Below are 24,751 nucleotides of genomic sequence, written 5' to 3' on the forward strand. Positions count from 1 at the left end.
GCTGTCTCCTTTACGAAGCGGATTGGCTTGCTCAGGTACAGTTTATCTGCTTTGCCGGGTCGGGTCTTTACGGGATATCTCCTTCTATTTAACGTTTTTCGTCATTTCATTTCATGTACTTTTCCTTGGCTGTTTGGCCGCCTGCTGCCGATAGGCCAAGGGGGAAATGCCCGTAAGGCGCTTGAAGAAAAGGCTGAAGTGATGAATTCCGCCAAATTCCAGCCGCTCGGCGATGGCCGTCACGGAATCATTTGATTCCCCCAGCCAATATTTGGCGCGGTCCAGGCAGAGCGAGCGGATGTAATGCCCCAGCGGAACTCCCATGCAGCGCTTGAACTCCCGTTCCAGATGGGTTCTGCTTAAGTGGACCCTATTGGCCAGCTCGCGGACATCGTGATGGAACCGGACGTATTCATGCAGATGGGAAAGCACGGTTTTAACCGCAGGCGTGACGGTTCTGGGATGATGACCGCCGGAGCCGTCTCCTTGATAAGCGCGAATGACGGAAACGAGCATTTGCAGAAAATAACCCTGCACGATCACATTGGCATGCAGCTGCTGGCCGTTGATTTCATCAAAAATATGATCGCATATCCGTTTCACGGCACCGGAAGTGTCCTTGACCACCCGTTGTACACCCAACTCGATATAATCGAGCTCCAGCGAGCGGAGACCGTCGATCTGGAAGCCGAGATAATAGAGCCTGTAGGGCATGCGGCCGCTCGCCGCTCCCTGATGGCGTTCCCCGGGCTTGGTCAGAAACAAATCGCCGGCTTCCACCTCATACAGGAACTGGTCAATGGCGAACCAGCCTTCGCCCTCGTCTACATAACAGAGCTCGAAATGACCATGCTCATGCTTCTCGACATCCCAGGACTGGCGGGAGACTATTCCAATATAGGTCAGACTTTCGAAAAGCGAACGGAAAGGCAGTTCCTCCCGAACCTCATCCTGCTCCAATATCGTTCATCCTTTCTCCGGAAGCGGGGCCAAGCTTGATCGATCGTTAAAAATCCGACTTATCGTATAACTGAAGTATAGCCGATCATTCACCGTCTGGCACTATAGGAAGCCCATGAAAAAAGGTTGACATCTTCATCGATGCACGGTTAAATTAAATAGACCGTTCGCTATAATTCTGGAGGTTAGCCGATGACAAGCAAACAAAACTCGCGTGAGGGCATTTTGGAGACGGCATCCAAGCTGTTTTTTACACAAGGCTATCATGCAACGGGTTTAAATCAAATAATTAAGGAGAGTGAATGTCCCAAGGGCTCATTGTATTATTATTTTCCTGCCGGCAAGGAAGAGCTTGCCCTGCAGTGCATTGCTTCGGTAAAGGAGTTTGTCGTCCAAAAATGGAGAGATTATTTTGCGGCAAATGAGGGGCCGGCAGAGGCCATCCAGGCCTTTGTCCTGGAAATAGCCGATGAAGCGGAAGCGACGAATTTCGAAGAATTTATGCCCTTCAGCTTCTGGGTATCGGTGGAAACCTCCTCCATAAGCGATAAACTGAGGGCTGCCTGCCAGGATGCATTAACGCAGTGGCAGTCGGTTATTGCAGAGCATTTGGCACAGTCCGGCATCGAGCGGGGCAGCGCGGCGGAGACGGCAACGGTGATCGTTTCTCTGGTTGAAGGAGCATTAATACTGGCACAGACGAATAAGGATAAAACGCCGCTCCTTACAGCCTCCAGGTACATCCCGTTTATCGTTCACAAATGCGCACAGAGGAGTTCGGAATGATTCTGCTGCAGACCTTGGAGGCAGCTTTGGCATCAAAGAAACAAACAATAAAAACATAGAGATAGATATGAATGGGAGAATGAGAAAACATGGAAGCAAGCATGCCGACAGGTTCAACAAAGATCGACCCCGGTCAAACGTTTAAAGTTATCCCGATTATGGTTTCCCTGCTGCTCAGCGGATTTATCGGATTGTTCAGTGAAACGGCGCTTAATGTCGCCCTCAGCGATTTGATGCAGGTGTTGAATATTACGCCGGCAACCGTCCAGTGGCTGACGACAGGCTATTTGCTCACATTGGGAATTCTCGTTCCCGTTTCTGGCCTGCTTCTGCAGTGGTTCACCACGAGACAGCTGTTTGTGGCATCGCTTCTGTTCTCCATTCTGGGAACGCTGGTTGCGGCGCTTTCAGGCTCTTTTGAAATACTGATGGTTGCAAGGGTTCTGCAGGCGATTGGAACAGGTTTATTGCTTCCCTTGATGTTTAATACGATCCTCATTATTTTCCCTGTTGAGAAAAGGGGAGCGGCGATGGGTATTATCGGCCTAGTAATTATGTTCGCTCCTGCGATCGGCCCGACATTTGCCGGACTGCTGATCGAGAACCTGAGCTGGCACTGGATTTTCTGGCTGTCGCTTCCGTTTCTGCTGATCGCGCTTGCCTTCGGTATTTTGTATATGCAGAATGTGTCGACGATCACCAAGCCCAGATTTGATATTACATCGATCCTGTTCTCGACGCTTGGCTTCGGCGGTATCGTGTTCGGCTTCAGCAGCGCGGGTGAGGGTGAAGGAGGCTGGAGCAGCACCAAGGTCATCGTTGCAATGGCGATCGGAATTGTGGCGCTGCTGCTGTTTGCGCTTCGTCAGTTCTCGATGAAGCAGCCGATGATCAACCTCCGTGCGTTCAAATATCCGATGTTTGTTGTCGGGGTATTAATGGTATTTATCTGCATGATGGTGATTTTGTCCTCCATGCTGATCCTTCCGATGTATTTGCAGACTGGAATGTCCATGTCCGCTTTAACGGCCGGCTTGATCCTGCTGCCGGGAGGAATTATTAACGGTGCATTGTCGCCGGTCATGGGGCATTTGTTCGACAAATACGGCCCGAGATGGCTGGTCATTCCCGGACTTATTATCCTCGCAGTCGTGCTCTGGTTCTTCGCGGGGATTACAGCGGCATCTACAACGGCGCTGATCATCGTGCTGCATTCCTGTCTGATGATCGGCGTCGCGATGGTATTCATGCCTGCCCAGACCAACGGTCTCAATCAGCTGCCCCGCGAGTTCTATCCGGATGGAACGGCGATCATGAACACGCTGCAGCAGGTTGCCGGTGCAATCGGCACGGCGCTGGCGGTCAGCATCATGACGGCGGGTCAAAAGAAATTCATGGAGTCGGCGGCGGATCCCACTGAACCGGCTGCGGCTCTGGGAGCATTGACTGCCGGCATACAAAATGCCTTTATATTCGCCATGGTTGTGGCGATTATCGGACTTGTCATTGCACTATTTATCAGACGTGTAAATATAAACAAGGAAAGCCAGACGGTGAATGTGAAGAAAGAGACACGCAGCGCATAAGCCGAGGCGTTTTCAGTTTTATTTCCCGGGAATTAATTATTCTCATTTATGCGGTTCGCTTACGGGCGAGCCGTATTTTTTAATTCATCAGAAAGTATAAAATTCCACCTTACTTTGCTTATATCTCTGCGGGAAGAAACGAACCGCGCCGCCAAAAGGACGACGACTGCCGTTTCTTCTTGTTGGATCAAGCTTTATACGCCAGGCAAGCTCTTCAGGAAACCAGCTTCAATCCGACAGTCGAACCTATAATCATGGCGATAAAGAGCAGCCGGCGCCATTCTTTGGTTTCGCCGTACTTGAACATGCCAAGCAGAGTGGCGCATACGGTGCCGAGTCCTGTCCAGACGGCATAAGCCGTACCCATCGGCAGAGTTTTCATCGCAAAGGACATCAGATACAGACTGCAGCCGAATAACAAAAACAGATAAAGAGCAGCGTCCCACTTTTTCATCGTGAGGCGTTTGATATTGATCACACCGAAGATTTCCAGAAACCCGGCCAAAATAATTGCAGCCCAAGCCATTATGCAGCCTCCTTCTTCGGATTGTCGCCGGTGACGAATTTCAGACCGATGACTCCGGCCAACAGGATCGCGACGAGAATGATTTTTGATAGTTTAAAAGGTTCATGGAACAGCAGGATCTCCACGATTACCGATCCGCCCGTCCCAAGGCCGGTGAAGACAGCATAGACCGTCCCTACCGGAAGCTTGCTGCTGGATACAATAATGGCGACAAAGCTGATCACGATGATCGCGCCGGTACCGATCCATTCCAGAGGAGAATCGGAATATTTGAGGCCTGAGACCCATATCACCTCAAGCAGGCCGGCGAAAATCACATAGATCCAATACCGATTCATGATGTCAAATCCCTTCCGGTTTGGGAATTTACTCCCCGCCAATAAATGAGCCAAGCTGCCTGCACACGCTTGCCGTAACGCTCGGGCCCGCCGTATATCAATTCGATGATCGCTCCGTCCACAAGCGTTATATAAGCAACCGCGGCTTCTTCATAGTCCCTGCACAGGAAGGTTCCGGCTTGATGGGACTGCCTCAAGTAGGAAATCAATTTGCGCTGCATGCCGTCAATGAACGGATTGGCGATATCCGCAATCTCTTGATACAGCTTGTCCGGAGGGAAATATACCATGCGCAGCAAGCACCTGGCGGCGTCATCCTGCTCGTACTCCTGTCGGATCCATCCAAACAATCCATTCAAAATGTCTTCCACAGGCTCACCGCTCCGGGCCTGGAAATATTCCAGTATCCGGCGCTGCACGGTATGAAAAACATCCCGCACAACATGCAGGAACAAGTCGTCCTTACCTTTATAGTGCGCATAAATAGAAGGCTTCTTGATGCCAACCTCATCGGCAATCTGGCTCAGGGAGGCTCCCTCATAGCCGCTCCGGGCAAAATGGGAGAGCGCAGCCCTCTGAATATTGAGCTTGCTCATAAATTCACCTTCCTAACGGTCGTTAGGTAATATTCTCACAACTCTTTTTTGTTGTCAACAGGCGCCTTCTTTACAACGAAAGCGCTTTAATGATAATCTTTTGTACAGAACGAAAGTACATTCGACAAGAAATGCCTCCATTCTACTAATCTTGTGGTAACTGGAATTCGATGTTATGATTTCTAACATGAGGTTTTGATTAGGTTAATAAAGGGAACCATTACAAATTCTTCGTTCAACCATGAACATAGGAGGGAGAGTCATGAGGCGATTTCCTATTCGTGGAAGCTTGACACGCCATCGATTATTTGTCCGCTTGCTGATTCCTTATTTATTATTCATGCTGCTGGCATTGCTGCTGGGGCTTGTTCTGTATAATAAAACCTATGATGCGATGAAGAAGGAAGTGACGCGAAACAATCTGGAGCTGCTGGATCAGGTGAAAGACACCATGGACCGCCGTTTGTCGGAGATCAACACGATCGCCATGCAGGTGCTTAGTGATCCTCAGGTGAAAGGTTTCCAACGCGTGACCGATCCTTTCAGCGGCACCAACACCTATAAGGTGCTGGAGACGCAGAAGAGATTATATAGCTACAATGTATCCAATAATTTTGTGTTGGATTATTTTCTGTTATTCAAAAACAGCAATCTGGCCTTGTCCTCCAAAACCAGCTATGAGCTGTCCCGATTTTACCGCAGCACCTTGACCTATGCGGATAAGAATTATGATTCCTGGCGCAGCGAGATGTTCGGCAATTTTCATGCGCAGACTTTTCTGCCCGCGGAAGATGTCACCTATCAGGGGAAATCCTATTCCATGCTGACTTATGTGCAAAGTCTGGGCTACCCTGGACATATCCAGGGCGCATTGGAGATTCTGGTGGATAACCGCGAGGTGCAGTCTCTGCTTAGCGGACTTAATTTGTCCGACGGCGGGTGGGCATCCATCGTCAATAATGAAGGTCAGGTTATCAGCTTCGTCTCCGCCGACGGGAAGAAGCCCGAGACGGATACCATCGACTATAAGCTGTCCAGGGGCATAATCAATGCATCCGGCAAAACGGACGATATGCTGATCACCTATACGAATTCAACCTACAATGACTGGTCCTATGTTGTCGCGCAGCCGCCTCATGTCGTGCTGCAGAAGGTACTGTATATCAAAAACATCACCTTCGCCATCGTCTTTGCTTTCCTGTTTGCCGGCCTGCTCCTGGCTTACCTGTTTGCGTACCGCAGCAGCAGACCGCTGCTTGGGATCATCAAGACGATTACCGACCGGTTCAGCGCAGAGAACAGCCGCCCCGGCGATATGTACGGCTTTATCCAGCATTCCGTCTCCCGGCTGATCGACAATAATCTGGAGCTGCAGGGGGAAATCGAGAAGCAGGCTCCTTTATTATGGGAGACGTTCTTTGAACGTCTGCTCAAGGGCGAGTTTCTGACCATGAATGAAATCAATTCGCTGCTGCGGCATCAGCGGATGGAGATCAGCGGCCATGGCTATGCCATTGGGGTCGTTCATTTCCCCGGGATGGAAACCGACTTGAATGCGGATCTCCTGCACAAGCTGGATGTCAGCAGGGTTATTATCAAGGAAATCCTCAGAAACCGGCTGGGCAAATACGGGTATTTGCATGATGTGGCGGAGGACAAGATTGCGGTGCTGTTCGTGAATCCCGTGGAGGAGGGGGAGTCGTTCAAATCCGTCATCGAGGGCATTATGCTGCTTGTTCAAGAAGATGTCCGCGCGCAGCTGCCGATTACGCCGGCAGTTGCAGTGGGCAGCTTCTGCGACTCTCTGATGGATATGTCAAGCTCTTATGAGGAAGCCAGGCAATCGCTTTACTATACCAATTGGGAACAATCGGAAGGGCTTGTCTGGTATGATGAGCTGCCAAATGAAAGCAGCAGCTTCTATTTCCCGAGCGAGGTCGAGACCCGTCTTATCAATTATGTGAAGGCCGGCGAGATGACGGAGGTGGACAAGCTCCTTTCTATGCTGCACCGGGAAAACTTTCAGGACAGGCATCTGTCGTTCGCCATGCAGCAGCTGTTTCTGTGCGAAATTCTCGGCAGTCTGGTGAAGGTGCAGGACCAACTGATGCTCCATAATCAGGGGGATGTGAAGCTGCTGTTCCAGCAGCTGTATGCCTCGGATAAGCCAGCTCTGGTCTACCCGCTGGTGATGGACAGATTCAAGGGCATCTGCCAGGAGATTGACCGGAAGAAGAAAAGCCGTAACGTGCGTCTGATCGACTCCATTATTGAGCTGCTTGGCCAGCGGTACAGCGAGCCCAACCTCAACCTGGACAGCGTGGCGGATCAGATGAACACCTCCAAGGTGTATTTATCTCAATTTTTCAAAGAGCAGACCGGTACGAATTTCTCGGAGTACCTGGAGGGACTGCGGATGGAGCAGGCCAAGGGTCTGCTGACGCAAACCAGTCTGGCAATCGGGGAAATCGCCCTTCAGGTCGGCTATCATTCATCCAATACGTTCAGCCGGGCGTTCAAACGCGGGACCGGCGTCAGTGCGACAACGTATCGGGATACGGAGCTGTCAGCCAAGACATCGGTATCGTAGCCTTTCATTCCATAGAACCCCCGGGAATTATTAAGCTGAGGCTTACTTTCCGGGGGTTTTGTCTTTTTTAAGAATCTCAAGGGATAGGTTTCACCCTCAGTCCTCCTCTGCCGGTATCCCAGTGGAAAGCAGCTGATTTGCCTCAAGAGTCGCCAAGAGCAAGGTCCGTTCTCCAAGCAGCAAATGTCAACGGAATCAAGGGAGATTCGGCCTTTTCTTAACAAATGCACATGGGAATAACAACTGCACGCTGCTTTTCTTAACAGATGCATAGGGGCAAGAGGAGTTCCAATTTACTATAATCGGCCGTCTGCTTATGCTCATCTCAGGCCGTCACACTTCCTGTACAGCGCGAGGCCGAGTAACTCATTACAAGGCGGTGGCCGCATAAGAGAAAACCTGAAAGGCTCGATAAGGGCTGATGAGCAGCAACCATGCGCAAGGAAGCCTCTATCCATCATGAAGCATTGCGGCAGCCGGTTGCGACATCCTGTATGCGTGAGGTGAGAATGAGTGAGTTTATCCGTGAATAAATATGCCATGGCAGTACCCGCGAAGAAGATATCAAATCGATCCATCCGTAAAAAGCTGCTGCACAGCTGGCAATTATATGTGCTGATGGCCATCCCTTTCCTATATCTGATTATATTCAAATACGTACCGATGTACGGGGCGCAAATTGCCTTCAAAAATTATTCGGTCGTCAAAGGAATATGGGGAAGCGATTGGGCGGGGTTGAAGCATTTTGACCGTTTTATCCATTCCTATGATTTCTGGCGCATCCTGAAGAACACGCTGCTGCTCAGCTTTTACAATCTGATGGCGAGCTTTCCCTTCCCCATTCTTCTTGCGCTCTGCCTCAACTATATCCGTTGCGGATTATACAAGAAAACGATTCAGATGGTCACCTATGCGCCTCATTTTGTATCCATTGTCGTCATGGTCGGGATCATCAAGGAGCTGCTTGATCCGCGGACCGGAATCGTGAACAAATTCATCACCGCCCTGGGATTTCCGGCCATAAATTTTATGGGCGAGGCCCACATGTTCAAATCGATCTTCGTCTGGTCCGATATCTGGCAGCATATCGGTTTCAACTGCATCATCTTTCTGGCAGCGTTATCCGGCATTGATCCTGCGCAGCATGAAGCGGCGGTCGTGGATGGCGCCACCAAATTGAAGCGGATGTGGCATGTCGATTTGCCGGGCATTATGCCGATTGCCATCATCCTGTTGATTCTGAACACCGGGCATGTGCTCGATGTCGGCTTCGAGAAGGTGCTGCTCCTGCAGAATCCCGTTAACCTGACCGCAGCAGAAATTATCGATACATATGTGTATAAGGTCGGGTTGTCCTCACAGGTGGCGAACTATTCCTACTCAACGGCCATCGGATTGTTTAAGTCGATTATCAATTTAATTCTGTTATTGACCGTGAATAAAATTGCGCAAAAAACAAAGCAGACCAGTCTATGGTAAAGGAGCGATCATGTGAATCATTCATTTCGTCATGAGTCTGCTCAAGACAAATGGTTTACGATCGTAAACTATACCGTGCTGACTCTGTTGTTTCTCGTTATTTTGTATCCGCTGCTCTTTATCGTCAGCGCTTCGTTCAGCGATTCATCAGCGGTCATCTCCGGCGAGGTGTGGCTGTGGCCTGTCAGGCCGACGCTGGACGGTTATGCCGCTGTTGCGCAGTACAGTCAGGTATGGACAGGTCTGCGGAATTCATTAATCTATACCGTAATCGGGACGCTGGTGAACGTGTTTGTTACCATACTCGCAGCCTATCCTTTATCGCGCAAGGATTTTTACGGCAAGAATACGTTCATGATCCTGTTTATGTTCACAACCATGTTTACAGGGGGGCTGATTCCAACCTATCTGGTGGTTAAGCAGCTTGGCATGCTGGATTCGATCTGGGCGATGATTATCCCGAGCGCCATGTCGGTATGGAATGTCATCATCACGAGGACCTATTTTCAAATGACGGTTCCCGATGAGCTGCTGGAGGCCGCCCAATTGGATGGCTGCAGTGATTTTAAATTCGTCTGGAAGATCGTCCTGCGGATTTCCGGTCCCATCATTGCCGTTATTGCCTTATATTATGCGGCTGCCAATTGGAACCAGTATTTTAATGCGATGATTTATTTGAAGCATCAATCGCTTTATCCTCTGCAGCTGGTGCTCAAGGACATCCTGATCGGCAATGATGTCGATACGGGCATGCTGTCCGGAGATCCCGAGGATGCGGCGCGCCGGGAAGCGATGCGTGTGCTGCTCAAATATTCGCTGATTGTCATTTCCTCGGTTCCGCTGCTTGTAATTTATCCATTTGTGCAAAAGTATTTTGTCAAAGGCGTTATGGTTGGTTCATTAAAAGGATAATGGGGGCGAATGGCTTGAAGAAGAAAACAATCCTTGGCATGGCATTATGCGTGACCATCATGGCAAATATTCTTGGCGCTTGCAGCAATTCCGGCAACAACAGCAGCGGTTCTGACAATAGCGGCAATAGCAGCGGGGCAAGCAGCTCTGCCGTATCGGCTGCAGATCAGTTTCCGATCACTAATGAGAAAATAACCCTTCGCATCATGACCGGCGCCAATGCATCTGTTGAGGATTTTGCCACCAACGAATTCACCAAATATCTGGAAGAAAAAACAAACATTCATATAGAGTGGGAAGTCGTTCCCGCAAGCTCAGTCTCCGAGAAGCTGAATCTGACGCTCGCCAGCGGCGATTTGCCGGATGTTCTTATGAGCATGGGTGTCACCAATGAGCAGCAGGTGCTGTACGGCCAGCAGGAGGTTTTCCTTCCGCTCAACGATTACATCGAAAAATACGGGGTAAATACCAAAAAAATGTTCGAGGAAAGTCCGCTTGTCGAAGGCGCAATTACGACAACGGACGGCAAAATCTACGCTTTGCCTGCTCCAAACGAATGCTATCATTGCTCCATGCGGCAGAAAATGTGGATCTATCAGCCTTGGCTCGACAAGCTGAATCTGAAGATGCCGACGACCACCGAAGAATTCTATAATGTGCTCAAGGCCTTCAAGACGCAGGATCCAAACGGAAACGGCCTTGCCGATGAGATTCCATTCTCGGGAGCGCCGCTCCCCAACCAGTCGTCTACATTAACAACCGGCGTGGAACACTTCCTGATGAATTCGTTCACGTATGCACCTTACTCACGAATCTATATCAACGACGAAGATAAGATTGACGTTCCTTACAATAAAGATGGCTGGAAGGAAGGAATGAAATATCTGCATAAGCTGTACGCGGACGGGTTGATGGACCCGCAGGCTCTGACGCAGGATGCCACCCAGCTGGTGCAGCTGGGCGAGAACCCGGATACGGTTATTCTCGGCGCCGCTTCCGGCCCTAATATGAGCGCAGTGACGCAGTTGAACGGCGCAAGCGGAAGATGGCTGGATTATGTAGCCGTACCGCCGCTCAAAGGACCTGAAGGCGTACAGCTTACGCAGTATGATCCCTACCAGATAGCAGGCGGTGCATTCGTGATCACGTCGGCCTGCAAAAATCCTGAAGCGGCGTTCCGTCTGGCGGATGCCCTTTATGACCGTGAAATGACGCTTCGCCTGGATATCGGCGAACCCGATGTAGACTGGAGATGGGCCAAGGACGGAGAAATCGGTCTGAACGGTGAGCAGGCGGTATACAAGGATATGTCGAGCTTTGGCGTCACGCAAAATAAAAATTGGTCGCAAACCGGTCCGAATTACCGTCCGAATTCTCTGCGCCTCGGAGCAGTAGCCGATCCCGAAAATCCGCTGGACCCGATGCTGTACAAGGAAACCAAGGAAAAGTACGAGCCTTACCGTGTCGATGCCAAGATGGTGCTGCCGGCTCTCTTCTTCACAACGGATCAAACCGAAGAGATTGCCGATCTGTCCAAGACGTTATACGACTATGTGAGTGAGATGGAGGCCCGGTTTATTACAGGCAATGCGGATGTTGATGAACAGTGGGATAAATATATATCCACGCTCGACAGCATGAATCTGCAGCGTTACCTGGAAGTCTATCAGGAAGCCTACGATTCCAACAAACAGGCTGCTTCATAGAGTGCGGGTGAAAGGACCGGGGACAAAGGCGACCACTAACGTTTCTCCATATTGATTCCGCCCGCTTCGCTGCCTATTTTTTCAGCTGTGAAATTTTGAGGAAGAGTTCTCTTAATAAATCGGATAAACCTAGCGCTGCGCGGCTCAAACCTTCTAAAACAGGGGAGGTGCGCAGCGCCCTGTTTATTGGGTTCTTAAATCCGGACGAGAAGGAAGGAATTTACAACATGTCTTATGATGCTTATACAATACCTGATTATTGGAAATGGTTTACCGAAAGCAGATATGGAATGTTTATCCATTGGGGACCTTACGTCCAATATGGCCGGGGGGAGCAGGTGCTGTTCCGGGAACATCTGGATCATAAGGAGTATGCTGAGCGTGCATGCAGCTGGAATCCAGAGCATTTTGATCCAAAGCTGTGGGCCGCAACCGCCAGGAAGGCGGGCTTGAAATACGCCTGTCTGACTACCCGGCATCATGACGGGTACTGCTTGTGGGACAGTGCCTACACCGATTATTCCAGTGCGAAGCAGGCGCCGAAACGCGATTTTGTCAGGGAATTTGTTGATGCCTTCCGCGCGGAAGGGCTGCGTATCGGACTTTATTATTCCTGGATTGACTGGAGGCTGCCTGCTTATTTTGACGGCCCGCAGAAGGACCCGGGCGGATGGGATCAGGTGCGGGATTATCTCCACAATCAGGTGAAGGAGCTGCTCACGAATTATGGACAAATCGACCATTTCTTCTTCGACGGGGTTTGGCCCCGCAATGCGGATGACCTGAAGAGCGTTGAGCTTGTAGAAAGCATGCGCAGGCTGCAGCCTCATATTTTGATTAATAACCGGCTTGGTTATTCCGCCAGTCATGACGCGTTCCGGGCCGACGGCGGCGCAGGAGCGGGCGATTCGGATACGCTGGGGGATTTTGGAACGCCGGAGCATCTCATTATTCCGGATAAACGGCGTCTGTGGGAATCCAATCAGGTGACCACCTGGCGCCTGTGGAGCTATACGATCGGGGAGCGCTGGCGTCCGGCCGACTACCTGTTGGATATGCTTTGCGAATGCGCAGAGAAAGGCGGGGACAACGGCGGCAATCTGCTGCTGAATGTGGGTCCGATGCCGGACGGACAGCTTCCTCCTGAGTTTGTTCAGCGGGCGCTTGAGATCGGCCGTTGGCTTGAGGTGCATGGCGAAGCGGTATACGGCTCCGATGGCGGTTCCGTAACGGAATTTATCACACGCGGCCGCCAAACGACGCGTGGAAATAATCTGTATCTGATTATCCGTTTCTGGGATGGAAGACCGCAAATGCGGCTTGCCGATCTGACCACTCCGGTCAGATCGGTCACGCTGCTCACAACCGGGCAGGAACTGGCATTCAGACAAGAGGGTGATGTGCTCTGGATCGAGGGTCTTCCCGTCGAACGTCCGACCAAGCTGTTCCCGGTCATCCGCATCGAATGCGAAGGGGAGCCGGAGGCTAACCAATGGGGTAAAGAAAGGCTCTGGGAAGGCGATCCGGCCCGCATAGCGGAATGGGCGCTGACAAGAGGCACATCGGTGTATGCGGATGGCAAAGAGCGGTAAAGGAAGGGAGAGTCGGGGACACGCAAGAAGAAGAGCTGCTGGGACTGGGAGCGCGTGTTCCAAAGGTGAAACTGATGGCAGGCGATCCGCTTGTGGTCGATTTCGCGATGGAGGGATCGCCGGATGAACCGTTTGTCATCAGTCTGCAGAAGGCGGCAGCAGGCAAGCAGGGGGCCAGAAATCGGGGCCCCTTACGGTTCCGACACCAGCAAGCTGGTCCGAGCCGCCGTGCCCTCTGTTGTATTCGGCCCTGGCGACCTTGCGCAGGCCCATATCCGCGATGAATGGGTAGATATCGATGAGGTCGCTCTCGCAGCGGCTATTTTGGCGGATACTGTGATGAATTTCAGGAGGGAATAGGCAATGAAACTCACTAAAGTTGGCGTTATCGGCGTTGGGACCATTTCCGAGCTTCATCTGAACGCATACCGTAATAACTTTTATACCGAGATCTATGCGATCTGCGATCTGAATCTGGAGCGTGCGCAAGAAGCAGCTGACAAATACGGCGCTTCCAGGATCTACACCGATTATAAAGAGCTGCTGGCAGACCCGGAGCTTGATGCGCTCAGCATTTGCACCTGGAACAATACCCACGCGCAGCTGAGCATTGACGCCATCCAAGCGGGCAAAAAAGTGCTGCTGGAGAAACCGCTCTGCCGCACCGTTGAAGAAGCGGGCCGCATTCAGGAGGCAGTCAGGCTTCATGACGGTTTGCTCCAGATCGGATATGTACGGCGTTATGACCGTAATGCGATGCTGGTGAAGCAGTTTGCAGACCGGGGTGAATTCGGCGATTTTTATTATGCGCGGGCTTCAAGCATCCGCCGTATTGGCAATCCTGGAGGATGGTTTGCCGACAAGGAGCGTTCCGGCGGCGGTCCCGTTATTGATATTGGGGTTCACGTTATCGATCTGTGCTGGTATTTGATGGGTAGGCCGAAGGTGAAATCAATCTCCGCCAATGCTTACCGCAAGCTGGGCAACCGCTCGAATGTGAAGCATCTGTCCTCCTATAAAGCGGCAGATTACGATGCAACCAAGAACACGGTGGAGGATATGGCCAATGCGCTCATCCGCTTCGAGAACGGCGCTTCTCTGATGCTGGAGGCGAGCTTCACGCTGCATGCAAAAGAGAACAAGACCAGCATTACTCTGTTTGGCGACAAGGGAGGGGTGGAAATTGACCCTGCGCTCTCGATGGTAACCGAAAAGTATGATACGATTCTCAATATAACGCCGCAAACGGATCATCCCGGCTTTCATCTGGATTCCGCTTTTCAGAATGAAATCGATCATTTTATTGACTGCGTCCGTGAGAAACAAACCCCGATCAGCCCGGTGGAGGACGGCTTGGAGATGATGAAGATTTTATGCGGTATTTATGAGTCGGCTGAAAAAGGGGAAGAAATCAAATTTTTACAATAGGAGGAGATAGCTGTGAAAATCGGTGTCAGCACGTACAGCCTGTGGCAGGCGGTCAGGAAGGGCGAAATGACGGTGCTGGATGTCATTGACTGGATTGCCGCTGAAGGCGGCGAACATGTGGAGATTGTGCCGCTTGGTCTTGATTTTGCGCAAACGCCGGAGCTTGCCGGTCAAATCGTGGAGCGCGCCAAGGGAGCGGGCATTGCGATTTCCAACTATGCGGTAGGGGGCAATCTGGCTGCGCTTGATGACCAGGCCTTCGAGCAGGAAGTCCGGCGGTTGAAGGGGGAAGTGGACATTGCAAGCAGTCTTGGCGTCAAGCTGATGCGCCATGATGTCGCTTCGCATCCGGATACATCCATGAGCCATTTTCTGAAGCAGCTGCCGCGGCTTGCGGAGGGCTGCCGGCAGGTCGCGGATTATGCGGCAGGGTTCGGAATTACGACAAGCGTGGAGAATCACGGCTATTTTATCCAGGCAAGCGATCGCGTGCAGGCGCTTATTCATGCGGTGGACCGGCCGAATTTCAAGACCACGCTGGATATCGGCAATTTTATGTGCGCGGACGAGGATCCGGTATCGGCGGTGAAGAAGAATCTCCCTTATGCTTCCATGGTGCATATTAAAGACTTCTATCTCCGCCCCTCATACCGCGATCCCGGCGAGGGCTGGTTCAAGACAGCGTCAGGCAATTTCCTTCGCGGCGCCATTGCGGGTCAAGGCGACATCGACATTCCGGAGGTGCTGCGGATTGTGAAGGAGTCCGGCTATGACGGATATATCTCCATAGAATTTGAAGGCATGGAAGAGTGCCGGACCGGCACCCGCATAGGGCTGGGCAATGTGAGAAGACTGCTGGCCTAGAAGGCTTGTGCTTTTCTGACGGAGGTATAATAGCATATACTTGATATAACTCTAATAGTAAGGAATAGAAACAGGCGTGCTTCCAAAGCGCGTCTGTTTCTATTTGTATGGAATTCATTGGGTCAGGATGGGGCTTGCCTCCAACTTGTTTACCTTAAAATGGCACCCAAAGAAGGGGGATATCCCGCCTGTGGCGAATTAAAGGGTCAATCCTTAGCGATGAGGTGGTGACGAGATTTGTTTTTTTACCCAGTCGTCCTGCCCATGGTTTTTTTGCTATGGAAATAATTTACAATTAGAAGGGGGGGTAAAGTTCCACAGCTGTAAGCGGATAATCAAATCTGGCAGGAAAGGATGAATCCTCATGCGGTTTCGGTTTCGGCATCTGCAATCGATCGTTATTCAACTGTTTTTGTTTTGTTTTATCGGCATGACGCTTCCTGTACTTGTAATGGGCTTCCTGTCCTATAACAAATCCTCGGCTATTGTGGAGGAGCAGGTCAGCAAGGTGGCGTCCCTTACCATCACGCAGGTCAGCGACAAGCTGAATCTGTTCTTCAAGAAGCTTGACGACTCCTCCATGATGGTACTCAACAGCAAGCTCATTCAGGAGGTATTGGAGCAAAAGCCGGAGACCACCCCTTACGAACTCAATGAGATGGTGAAGAACGGCAAAGAGCTGCTGACATCCATTATGATCAATTCCACGGAAATTCTCGACATCTACATCTTCGATGTAAAACGCAACAATTCCGTGTTCAGCGGAGATTCTCTCATGTCCGTCCCCGATCAATGGGATTCCGACTGGTATGAAGCCATTCTGAAGGCGAACGGCAATACGGTCTGGTTCGGACTTTCGCAAACCTCGTACCTGAAGAAAACGGAAATGGGCTTTCCCGTATTCGGGTTGGGCCGCGCCATCCGCAGCTGGGAGACGGGGGAGATCATCGGCGTGATGTTCTATGAAATCATGGCCGATCTGCTCATTGACGAGCTTGATCGTGTGCAGTTCGGCGATACCGGCTATATCTATGTGACCAATGACGAGAACCGTTATTTCTATCACCCCGACCCGGCGGAATACGGACAAGCCTCAAGGATCGAGCTGCCGGAGAAGATGCGGGAGAGCGAAAGCGATAAGAAGAAAACGCTGGTTATTCCCGAGAAACTGGATAACGGCTGGCATGTAGTCGGTGTTGTTCCGCTGAAGGAGCTGACCGCAGACTCCGCCAGTATCCGCAATTTCACGCTCTGGATCGCTTTGGGCTCCATCGTGCTTGCTGTCGGCATGGGGGTATTCGGAATCCGCAAAATCGGCAATCCGCTCGTCAACCTCAGCCGGCTGATGAAGAAGGGCGAAGCCGGGGATCTGACGGTCAGAAGCGGTCACATCGGACGAAACGAAATTGGCCAGCTGGGGCGCAGCTTCAACAAAATGATCGGACAGATCGCGCTCTTGATCGAGCGTATCTCGGAAGAGGAATCGGAGAAGAAGAAGGCGGAAATCCGCGCTCTGCGCTACCAGATCAATCCCCATTTCTTGTACAATACGCTGAACTCCATTCGCTGGATGGCCAAGCTTAACCGCACGAATGATGTGGATAATGCCGTTACGACGCTTGTTCAGCTGCTGGAAGGGAGCCTAGAGCGGGGAGGCGTATTCGGCACCATCGGCGGTGAGCTTGAGCTGCTGGAGAAATATATGATTATCCAGGAATACCGGTACGAGAACAAGATTGAGCTGTATACAGACTGTCCGGAAGAGCTGCTCGACGTTCCGATCCCCCGCATGCTGCTGCAGCCTATCGTGGAGAATGCCATCTTCCACGGGATTGCTCCCAAGGATGAGAAGGGGACGATCGCCATCCAGGTGCAGCAGCTGGGAGAGGATCTGCTCATCCGGATCAAGGATGACGGAGTCGGCATTGACAGGGAGCGGATCAGCCAGCTGCTGATCAGCAGCAAGGAGCGTACGACGAAAGGGATGACGAGCATCGGGCTGCGGCATGTGGATCAAACGATCAAGCTGTATTACGGAAATGCCTACGGGGTAAAAGTGGCCAGCGGAGAAGGGGAAGGCACTTCGGTGCTGATTACGTTCTCGCGGAGAAAGGAGGACAAATATGTGCAGAGTGCTGCTCGTTGACGATGAATTCATGGCCAGGGCCGGACTTCGCGCCACGTTCGATTGGGAGGGGAACGGCTACCGGCTGGTGGGCGAAGCCGCAAACGGCATGCGTGCGATGAAGTGGCTCGAGAACGGGGAAGTGGATATTCTGATTACGGATATCGCCATGCCGGTGATGGACGGACTGGAGCTGACGCGCCGGGCGCGGGAGCTGTGTCCCTGGGTCAAGGTTCTGCTGCTCAGCTGCCATAGCGATTTCGATTATGTGCGGGAAGGGATCAGGCTGGGCGCGTCCGATTATATCCTGAAACCGACATTGAACGCCGATTCGCTCAAGACGATTCTGGACCAGATGCGGGTGAAGCTCCGGGAGGAACAGGCGAACCGGGAGCTGCTCGAGAAGTATAGGGACAAGCAGCTTGCCGAGCAGCAGGAAGAGCTGGAGAAGCTGTTGATTAAGGCTGTTCACGGCAATGAGGAGGCCTGCGCTTCGCTGATAGTGAATCTGACGGATATTCCGCCTCGTTACGGCATGGCTGTCCTTCAGGTTCATGGCATCAAGCCGCATTCTCTGGAGTCTGAAGTCCGGCTAAGCCGGGGGATTGGATCAATGAAGACCCTTTTGTATGAAAGGCTGGAAGCTCCTGCCGCCGCCGCAATCCACCCGGATCTGCTGATAGCGGTTATTCCTGAGCGGGTATTGTCTGCGGGGCGGGCGGAGGAGGTTGTCGGCCAAGCCGTCCGGGGCGGGGAGCTGGCCGATGATGTGTATGCGGCTGGAATCAGCCGGCTGCATGGGGATTTGCGGGAGCTTCAGGCTGCTTTTGCAGAAGCGCAGCAGGCGCTCGAGGATACATTCTTTTACGGCCCGGGCAGCATCGTGATGGCGGAGGAAAGGCCTCAGCCAGCTTGCCAGCCTCTTCCCGATCATGGCGACATTATGCATCTGCTCAAGGAAGCGCTGGCAGTGGAGAATCATTCCGAAGCCTTGCTCCAGCTGAAGCGGATCACCGGCCATTGGAGCCGCCAATTCAAGACGAAGCAGCAGGTCATTGTTGAAGCCGAGCAGCTGCTCAGCCTGCTCACGTTAAGCAAGCATAATAATACGGCGATGGTGCATCATATCCGCAAGCTTAGCAAGCTTGATTTTGCGGCAGATATTGCGGAGCATGTGGAGGCCTGCTTTAGCAGCATGCCGGTGACGAATGACTCCGGAATTCCGGACACCACGCTTCACGGGCGGATTGTGATGCAGGCGGTGCAGTTCATGACGGAGCATTTCACCGAGGCGATTTCCCTGCAGCAGGTGGCGGATGAAGTCAATGTCAGCCGGAATTATTTCAGCGAAATGTTCAAGAAGGTGACGGGGAAGAACTTTATCGATTATCTGATTGCCCTGCGAGTCAACAGGGCCAAGGAGCTGCTGGCGGAGTCAACGCTGAGAGTCTATGAGGTCGCGGAGCAGTCGGGCTTCAACGACGTCAAGCACTTCAGCAAGCAGTTCAAGAAAATTGTCGGACTCTCTCCGGGTGAATATCACGGACAGCCCCATAAACCGGGAGGACAAGCAAACAGCGGAAAACAAGACACGTTATCGGAACAAAACCCGTTTTCTTGAAAATTCTCGTATTTTATAATAAAAGCGCTTCCATTAGTAGAAGTGGCGGCATGGGTAGACAATTTAAAGGAGGAATTCGTAATGAAAAAGCAAAAATGGTCGCTGCTGGCTCTTGTTCTTACTCTATCGATTCTGCTGCAGGCTTGTGCGGCAGGCAATGAAGAAGCTCAGACCGAAGGGGGAAATACAGCGCCGCCCAAAGGGGAGAAAGTAAAAATTACCTGGGCGACATGGGGGAATCCTGGCGAATTGACAAGATTTCAGGAATTTACCAAGGATTTTAACGCCAAGCATCCCGATATTGAAGCAGAGCTTATTCCGATTCCCGGCGAATACGATCAGAAGATCCTGACGCAGCTTACGGGCGGCAAGGCGCCGGATATCTTTTATGCGGGTGATGCCTTCATCGTGAAGCTGATTGAGAATGGCAGCATTGAAGAGCTAACACCCTTGATGGAAGTGTCGGACAGCACGCTGAAGAAGGAGGATTACTACGAAGGACTGTGGGGCGCAGCGCAGCGCGACAATAAAATTTTCGGCATCATGGTGGACTGTAATCCCATGGTTCTCTGGTATAACAAGAAGGTGCTGAAGGATGCAGGAGTCACCGATATGCCTGCAGATCTTCAGGAGAAGGGCGAATGGACGTGGGACGCATTCAAGCTGATGACTGAGAAAATCCGCACAACCGGCAAATACGGCTATGTGCTGGATAATTCCTGGAACAGCACCCACAGCTGGGTAACCGCTAACGGCGGTAAAGTATATGACGAGTCTGGAGCTTATGTCGGCAACTCCGATCCCAAAGCAAAGGAAGCCTTCCAGTTCCTCTATGATAACGTGAAGGCCAAAAATATTACTTTCTCAGGTACACTTCCCAAAGGCCAAGGCGGCGATGCCATGTTCATGTCGAATCAGGTCGGATTTGTCGGCGCCGGACGCTGGTACCTCCCGCTGTTCAAGAAAAATGCCAGTCTCGAATATGACGTGGTAACCTGGCCGACCAATACAGGCAACAAAATTGAGCCAGCCGGTATTCCCACTGCTTATATGGTGTTGAATAAAGCTTCCAAGCAAAAAGAAGCATCCTACAAGTTCCTGACGGAGTTCGTCAGTAAAGAAGGCCAGATCTATCGCCTGCAGGGCGGCGGCAACGCTGTTCCGTCCGTCAAAGGAGCGGACGATGTGGTGCTGGAAGGTAATCTGCCGGAGCATGCGAAGCTGTTTCTCGATGCACGGGAAGTCGGTTATGCGCTGACGCCTGCCGAAGCCGGCATTCCAGGACTCAGCACGGACATTAACTCCCGTTTTGAAGCGCTTTGGCTCAAGAATGAGGATTTGGATACGGCCATGCAGGAGATTCAGGATCTTGCCAACAAAAAAATCGACGAATATAAGAAGAAATAAGGCCAGCAAAAGAAAGTTGGGATGACGATGGATGTGAATACCAGGCAAACACAGGGAGCAGGCACCATAAGCCCGGAAATTGGCCCGCACCGGCAGCCCTTGAACAACAAGACGACGGACGGCTTCTGGGGATACTTCTTCATTTTCCCGCAATTCGTCGGGCTGCTCTGTTTCTCGCTGCTTCCGCTCATTATGGCATTTGTGCTGAGTTTGATGAATTGGGATGGCTTCGGAGAGCGGTCATTTGTCGGATTGGATAACTTTATCTCCCAATTCAAGGATGAAGAATTCCGGATCGCCATTGTCAATACGCTTTATTACACCCTGCTGACGGTGCCGACCGGCATTCTGCTGGCTCTGCTCGTCGCGATCGGGCTCAACCGGGTAAGGGGAAAAGTGCTCTACCGGCTGATCTATTTCATGCCGAACATCACGATGTCGGTTGCGGTAGCCGTCGTATTCATGTGGCTGTTCAACGCGGATTTTGGGCTCATCAATCTGTATTTGAAGGAATGGTTCGGGATCAAAGGGCCGATGTGGCTGACGGATACGCATTTTGTTATGCCGTCCATCGCTATGCTCAGCATCTGGATGGGGCTTGGCGGCAATATGGTGCTGTTTCTTGCGGGTCTGCAGGGCATATCGGCAAGCTATTATGAAGCTTCCCAGATTGACGGAGCAAGCAAGTGGCAGCAGCTGCGCCATATTACCATTCCTTTGATCTCGCCGACCACCTTCTTTGTCACCATCATGTCGATCATCGGTTCCTTTCAGGTATTCGACCAGTCCTTCGTCATGACCTCAGGAGGGCCGGCCAAGGCCAGCTATACCATTGTGTTCCATATTTATGAGACCGCGTTTGTAGATTTTACATTTGGCAAAAGCACGGCGGCGGCGGTAATCCTGTTTCTAATCATTTTGTCGCTGACGCTGTTTCAAATGGGCATATCCAAACGCTGGGTGCATTACGAGGACTAATAGATTCGGTAAGGAGGAGCAGCGATATGCAGCTAAAAGGCTTCCGTATTTCCACCCTGGCGCTCCATCTTGTGCTGATTCTGGGGGCTTGCGTAATGGCACTCCCTTTCGTCTGGATGGTGCTTAGCGCGCTGAAGGATTTATCGCAGGTATTCATCGTGCCGCCGAAGTGGATTCCAAGCCCCTTCGTCTGGTCCAACTTCAAGGACTCGCTGACGGCGCTGCCGTTTGGCCGGGCATACTTTAACAGCTTCTATATTAATGTGATTGTCGTTCTGTCGCAGCTGCTAACCTGTTCCATGGCCGCTTATGCGTTCGCCAAGATCCGTTTTCCCATGCGTGAGCCGCTGTTTCTGATGTTTCTGGCCACCATGATGGTTCCCGGACAGGTTACGATTATTCCGCTGTATCTCATTATGAAGAACATCGGCTGGCTGGATTCCCATCTGTCGATCATTGTTCCCTCTGCTTTGCTGAATGCCTTCGGGGTGTTTCTCCTCCGCCAGTTCTTCAAGGGCATTCCCAAGGAAATGGAAGAGGCGGCTATCGTGGACGGGGCCAACCGATGGACGATTTACTCGCGGATTATGCTGCCCTTGATCAAGCCGGCATTGTCGGCATTGGGGATATTCACCTTCCTCGGCATGTGGAACAACTTCTTTAATCCGTTGATTTTCCTCAACAGCCCGGATAAGTTTACCGTTCCGATGATGCTCAACCTGTACAGGGGCATGTACGCGACGGACTGGACCCTGATGATGGCGGGAGCAGCGATCGCGCTTATTCCGGTGCTTATCGTCTATATCATCGGGCAGCGGTATATTATTGAGGGCGTAACGCTTTCGGGCATCAAAGGCTGAAGTTTTAAATCGCAATCGGAAGCAAGGGGCCCTCACGGGGGCCCCTTTTCCGGTTGCAGAGGGTGTGATGGCAGAGAAGCACCATATTGGAGGACATGCTTATCGCAGCTCTTCTTTTGGTTATAAAATATCTGTTATAATTAGGTATTCAATTGTCCAAGATCAGAGGTCTAATCAGGGTGGTGTTTCAAACGAAATATCAGTGGAGAATCACAAAATACAACCCGATATTCAGAAACAATTGTGGGCTGGTTATTGAGGCTTTTTTGCAGGGCAGCAGCGGTGCTTGTAAGTCATACCGGTTATCACAAAAGGGGAGTTAAGCGTCATGCGTCATGATCAATACTATTCCATCGGCCAGGCCTCGAAGATTTGCGGCATCTCCGTGCAGACATTACGTTTCTACGACAAGATCGGTTTGGTGAACCCGGGTCATATTGACCCCTCCACAGGCTATCGCTATTACGCCAATTCCGAGATTCTCGTGATTAAAATAGTTCAGGATATGAAGGCGCTGAATTTCTCGCTTGATGAAATAAAAGCAGCCATGACCAGCGACAGTCTGGATGGCCTGCTGGAAAAGCTGGAAGCCAAGCGCAGGCAAACGGCAGCAGAGATTGAACAATTAGCGAGAATTGTAGAATCGATAGATAAGCGAAAGAATCAGATCGGATACCTCAGAGAGCTGGGGAGCGGACTTAAGAATCTTGATGTGCTAGTGGAGTTGAAGCGGCTGCCCGATCAATATATTTTGTATGATCGAAGGAGATCGGCTTGTGGCATGGAGGCCTCGATTGTTCAGTATACTGAACTGTTTCAAAAAGCCGAAGCCTGCGGATTGGTCCCGAACCGGCTGCTGACCATCTATCATGAGAATATCATGACCTTCGACCGCAATGATTCCGATCTTGAATTTTGTATGTCTACCGATTCTCCGGGAGCTCAAGTGCCGGAAGCTTTTACCCGGATTATTCCCGGAGGCGAATATATCACCGCACTCTACTGCGGAATTCCTAACGAGGAATCCTGCAAGCGCGTCTATCTTAAATTGGTGGAATGGATGGAGAGGAATCACTATAAAGAGAGTGGTCCTTCTATGGAGCAGTATCTGGTGGATATGGCCCAAATGATGAAGCCGGATGAATTTATCGTGGAGCTCCAAATACCTGTACGAAAAGTATTGACCCTATAGCTGCTATAGGGTTTATTCTTTTTTTGACCAGTCCAACAGATTTAAGGAGGAGGAACATGCGATGAATGTAATACTGGGAACGGGACCGCTCGGCATGTCCGTCATGAGAGAGCTTGCCGCTTGCAGGGAACCGGTCACAATGGTGAGTCTAAGTGGGAAAGCAGCGGTTCCATCCGGAGTGCGCGTGGTGAAGGCGGATTTCATGAACAAGGATCAGACCAAGGCGGTTATGAAACAAGCGAAAGTCGTCTTTCAATGTGCGCAGCCTCCGTATCAAAAATGGGAACATATGTTCCTTTCTTTTCAGGATCATATTGCCGCCGGCGCTATGGACGCGGGAGCGAAGCTTGTCGCTGCCGAAAATGTATATATGTACGGGCAGGCAGACGGAATCATGCATGAAGGGCTGCCATACGCCGCCTCAACAAGGAAAGGAAGGGTCCGGGCGGAGATGTCCCGCCGGCTGCTGCAGCTGCATCAGGAGGGCAAGCTCCAGGTGGCAATGGGAAGAGGGGCGGATTTTTTCGGGCCGGACGTCCGCAGCTCGTCGGTGGGCTTGCGGTTCTTCCAATCCATCGTAAAAGGCAAACCATGCACCGTCCTGGGAAATCCCGATAAGAAGCATACATATACGTTTATTGACGATTTTGGCAAGGCGCTTGTCGCATTAAGTCGGGATGAGGGCGCATTCGGGCGTGCCTGGCATGTGCCGAATGCTGACACTGTCACGACACGGGAGTTTGCCGCAGCCGCCTATCGGCTTGCGGGATTTCCTGCCGCTATCCGGTCCATGGGCAAAGGTATGCTTCGATTAGGCGGGCTGTTCCTGCCGGAAGCGCGGGAAAGCATCGAAATGCTGTACCAGTTCGAGCAGGATTTTATCGTGGACAGCTGTTCATTCACCAAACGGTTCGGCTTGGCTGCCACGCCCTTGGAGGACGCATTGGCACAGACGCTGGCATCCCCGCAATTAAGAAGATGATCGACAGGAGAGTGTGCTAGTTTACAAATTATGGCGATAAATGATAAAGTGAAGAAAGCCGATGAAGCAAAAAAGATCAACAGTACATGCGGAATGCCCTGTTTGGGGCATTCCGTTTTTTTTCACCGTTCAATCCATTTCTGTTGAAGACACTCAGGCACCGCAGATAGGCGTAAGCAGAGACAAGCCGCGAGAAGGGGATCGGATCTGTTCTGCCTGGCGC

The 24,751-nt window shown here is 51.5% G+C and carries 21 protein-coding genes; 17 read left to right on the top strand and 4 right to left on the bottom strand.

Going from position 1 to position 24,751, the window contains the following annotated elements; translation table 11 throughout:
• Positions 1–111: 111 nt before the first annotated feature.
• On the bottom strand, positions 112–960 hold the full coding sequence (locus AC0YOA_RS07250) for an AraC family transcriptional regulator (RefSeq protein ID WP_475786032.1): 849 nt from the start codon (positions 958–960) through the stop codon (positions 112–114).
• Positions 961–1,152: 192 nt separating this feature from the next.
• Between AC0YOA_RS07250 and AC0YOA_RS07255 the strand changes: the two genes are divergently transcribed.
• Together AC0YOA_RS07255 and AC0YOA_RS07260 are read left to right on the top strand one after the other, a co-directional pair.
• Positions 1,153–1,746 (top strand): TetR/AcrR family transcriptional regulator, encoded by a 594-nt coding sequence (locus tag AC0YOA_RS07255; protein ID WP_475786033.1) that lies wholly within the window; start codon positions 1,153–1,155, stop codon positions 1,744–1,746.
• Between the two features lie 101 nt (positions 1,747–1,847).
• Positions 1,848–3,332: a DHA2 family efflux MFS transporter permease subunit gene (locus AC0YOA_RS07260; RefSeq protein WP_475786626.1), complete on the top strand. Its 1,485-nt coding sequence runs from the start codon at positions 1,848–1,850 to the stop codon at positions 3,330–3,332.
• Positions 3,333–3,546: 214 nt separating this feature from the next.
• Here AC0YOA_RS07260 and AC0YOA_RS07265 read toward each other — a convergent pair whose 3' ends face one another.
• The 3 genes from AC0YOA_RS07265 to AC0YOA_RS07275 are packed head-to-tail and all read right to left on the bottom strand — an operon-like array spanning position 3,547 to position 4,792.
• Positions 3,547–3,858 carry a DMT family transporter gene (locus AC0YOA_RS07265; protein ID WP_475768832.1) on the bottom strand — a complete coding sequence of 104 codons (312 nt, stop codon included), beginning with the start codon at positions 3,856–3,858 and terminating at the stop codon, positions 3,547–3,549.
• On the bottom strand, positions 3,858–4,196 hold the full coding sequence (locus AC0YOA_RS07270; protein WP_475786034.1) for a DMT family transporter: 339 nt from the start codon (positions 4,194–4,196) through the stop codon (positions 3,858–3,860). Before AC0YOA_RS07270 ends, AC0YOA_RS07265 begins: the two co-directional genes overlap by 1 nt.
• Positions 4,193–4,792: a TetR/AcrR family transcriptional regulator gene (locus tag AC0YOA_RS07275; RefSeq protein WP_475786035.1), complete on the bottom strand. Its 600-nt coding sequence runs from the start codon at positions 4,790–4,792 to the stop codon at positions 4,193–4,195. The genes AC0YOA_RS07270 and AC0YOA_RS07275 overlap by 4 nt, the downstream gene beginning before the upstream one ends.
• A gap of 262 nt (positions 4,793–5,054) precedes the next feature.
• Between AC0YOA_RS07275 and AC0YOA_RS07280 the strand changes: the two genes are divergently transcribed.
• The 15 genes from AC0YOA_RS07280 (at position 5,055) to AC0YOA_RS07350 (ending at position 24,528) form a co-directional block, all read left to right on the top strand.
• Positions 5,055–7,382, top strand: a complete 2,328-nt coding sequence (locus AC0YOA_RS07280; RefSeq protein WP_475786036.1) for a helix-turn-helix domain-containing protein — start codon at positions 5,055–5,057, stop codon at positions 7,380–7,382.
• 540 nt (positions 7,383–7,922) lie between these two features.
• A complete protein-coding gene (locus AC0YOA_RS07285) occupies positions 7,923–8,861 on the top strand; it encodes an ABC transporter permease (RefSeq protein WP_475786627.1) in 939 nt (312 codons plus the stop codon).
• A gap of 12 nt (positions 8,862–8,873) precedes the next feature.
• Complete coding sequence (locus tag AC0YOA_RS07290) at positions 8,874–9,773, top strand: carbohydrate ABC transporter permease (RefSeq protein ID WP_475768836.1); 900 nt, start codon at positions 8,874–8,876, stop codon at positions 9,771–9,773.
• Positions 9,774–9,787: 14 nt separating this feature from the next.
• Complete coding sequence (locus AC0YOA_RS07295; protein WP_475786037.1) at positions 9,788–11,479, top strand: ABC transporter substrate-binding protein; 1,692 nt, start codon at positions 9,788–9,790, stop codon at positions 11,477–11,479.
• 227 nt (positions 11,480–11,706) lie between these two features.
• A complete protein-coding gene (locus AC0YOA_RS07300; protein WP_475786038.1) occupies positions 11,707–13,071 on the top strand; it encodes an alpha-L-fucosidase in 1,365 nt (454 codons plus the stop codon).
• Positions 13,072–13,194: 123 nt separating this feature from the next.
• Positions 13,195–13,431, top strand: coding sequence for a M20/M25/M40 family metallo-hydrolase (locus tag AC0YOA_RS07305; protein WP_475786039.1), 237 nt, complete (start codon positions 13,195–13,197; stop codon positions 13,429–13,431).
• Positions 13,432–13,434: 3 nt separating this feature from the next.
• Entirely contained in the window at positions 13,435–14,499 is a 1,065-nt protein-coding gene (locus AC0YOA_RS07310; RefSeq protein ID WP_475786040.1) for a Gfo/Idh/MocA family protein, read from the top strand.
• Positions 14,500–14,511: 12 nt separating this feature from the next.
• Entirely contained in the window at positions 14,512–15,363 is an 852-nt protein-coding gene (locus AC0YOA_RS07315; RefSeq protein WP_475786041.1) for a sugar phosphate isomerase/epimerase family protein, read from the top strand.
• Between the two features lie 364 nt (positions 15,364–15,727).
• Positions 15,728–17,509 carry a sensor histidine kinase gene (locus AC0YOA_RS07320; RefSeq protein ID WP_475786042.1) on the top strand — a complete coding sequence of 594 codons (1,782 nt, stop codon included), beginning with the start codon at positions 15,728–15,730 and terminating at the stop codon, positions 17,507–17,509.
• Positions 17,487–19,109 (top strand): response regulator, encoded by a 1,623-nt coding sequence (locus tag AC0YOA_RS07325; protein WP_475786043.1) that lies wholly within the window; start codon positions 17,487–17,489, stop codon positions 19,107–19,109. The genes AC0YOA_RS07320 and AC0YOA_RS07325 overlap by 23 nt, the downstream gene beginning before the upstream one ends.
• Positions 19,110–19,190: 81 nt before the next feature.
• Positions 19,191–20,516 (top strand): ABC transporter substrate-binding protein, encoded by a 1,326-nt coding sequence (locus AC0YOA_RS07330; RefSeq protein WP_475786044.1) that lies wholly within the window; start codon positions 19,191–19,193, stop codon positions 20,514–20,516.
• Positions 20,517–20,615: 99 nt separating this feature from the next.
• Entirely contained in the window at positions 20,616–21,494 is an 879-nt protein-coding gene (locus AC0YOA_RS07335; RefSeq protein ID WP_379114105.1) for a carbohydrate ABC transporter permease, read from the top strand.
• Positions 21,495–21,520: 26 nt separating this feature from the next.
• Positions 21,521–22,354, top strand: coding sequence for a carbohydrate ABC transporter permease (locus AC0YOA_RS07340; RefSeq protein WP_210038026.1), 834 nt, complete (start codon positions 21,521–21,523; stop codon positions 22,352–22,354).
• A 328-nt stretch (positions 22,355–22,682) separates the two neighbouring features.
• Entirely contained in the window at positions 22,683–23,546 is an 864-nt protein-coding gene (locus AC0YOA_RS07345; RefSeq protein ID WP_475786045.1) for a MerR family transcriptional regulator, read from the top strand.
• A 61-nt stretch (positions 23,547–23,607) separates the two neighbouring features.
• Positions 23,608–24,528: an NAD-dependent epimerase/dehydratase family protein gene (locus AC0YOA_RS07350; protein ID WP_475786046.1), complete on the top strand. Its 921-nt coding sequence runs from the start codon at positions 23,608–23,610 to the stop codon at positions 24,526–24,528.
• Positions 24,529–24,751 lie beyond the last annotated feature (223 nt).

The organism is Paenibacillus sp. JT22N12 (assembly GCF_056269365.1).

Coding starts and splice junctions, on each gene's coding strand:
- AC0YOA_RS07320 (WP_475786042.1), top strand. CDS start 15,728: ATGCGGTTTCGGTTTCGGCATCTGCAATCGATCGTTATTCAACTGTTT.
- AC0YOA_RS07345 (WP_475786045.1), top strand. CDS start 22,683: ATGCGTCATGATCAATACTATTCCATCGGCCAGGCCTCGAAGATTTGC.
- AC0YOA_RS07310 (WP_475786040.1), top strand. CDS start 13,435: ATGAAACTCACTAAAGTTGGCGTTATCGGCGTTGGGACCATTTCCGAG.
- AC0YOA_RS07285 (WP_475786627.1), top strand. CDS start 7,923: ATGGCAGTACCCGCGAAGAAGATATCAAATCGATCCATCCGTAAAAAG.
- AC0YOA_RS07260 (WP_475786626.1), top strand. CDS start 1,848: ATGCCGACAGGTTCAACAAAGATCGACCCCGGTCAAACGTTTAAAGTT.
- AC0YOA_RS07265 (WP_475768832.1), bottom strand. CDS start 3,858: ATGGCTTGGGCTGCAATTATTTTGGCCGGGTTTCTGGAAATCTTCGGT.
- AC0YOA_RS07255 (WP_475786033.1), top strand. CDS start 1,153: ATGACAAGCAAACAAAACTCGCGTGAGGGCATTTTGGAGACGGCATCC.
- AC0YOA_RS07300 (WP_475786038.1), top strand. CDS start 11,707: ATGTCTTATGATGCTTATACAATACCTGATTATTGGAAATGGTTTACC.
- AC0YOA_RS07305 (WP_475786039.1), top strand. CDS start 13,195: ATGAACCGTTTGTCATCAGTCTGCAGAAGGCGGCAGCAGGCAAGCAGG.
- AC0YOA_RS07350 (WP_475786046.1), top strand. CDS start 23,608: ATGAATGTAATACTGGGAACGGGACCGCTCGGCATGTCCGTCATGAGA.
- AC0YOA_RS07325 (WP_475786043.1), top strand. CDS start 17,487: ATGTGCAGAGTGCTGCTCGTTGACGATGAATTCATGGCCAGGGCCGGA.
- AC0YOA_RS07340 (WP_210038026.1), top strand. CDS start 21,521: ATGCAGCTAAAAGGCTTCCGTATTTCCACCCTGGCGCTCCATCTTGTG.
- AC0YOA_RS07330 (WP_475786044.1), top strand. CDS start 19,191: ATGAAAAAGCAAAAATGGTCGCTGCTGGCTCTTGTTCTTACTCTATCG.
- AC0YOA_RS07280 (WP_475786036.1), top strand. CDS start 5,055: ATGAGGCGATTTCCTATTCGTGGAAGCTTGACACGCCATCGATTATTT.
- AC0YOA_RS07275 (WP_475786035.1), bottom strand. CDS start 4,792: ATGAGCAAGCTCAATATTCAGAGGGCTGCGCTCTCCCATTTTGCCCGG.
- AC0YOA_RS07270 (WP_475786034.1), bottom strand. CDS start 4,196: ATGAATCGGTATTGGATCTATGTGATTTTCGCCGGCCTGCTTGAGGTG.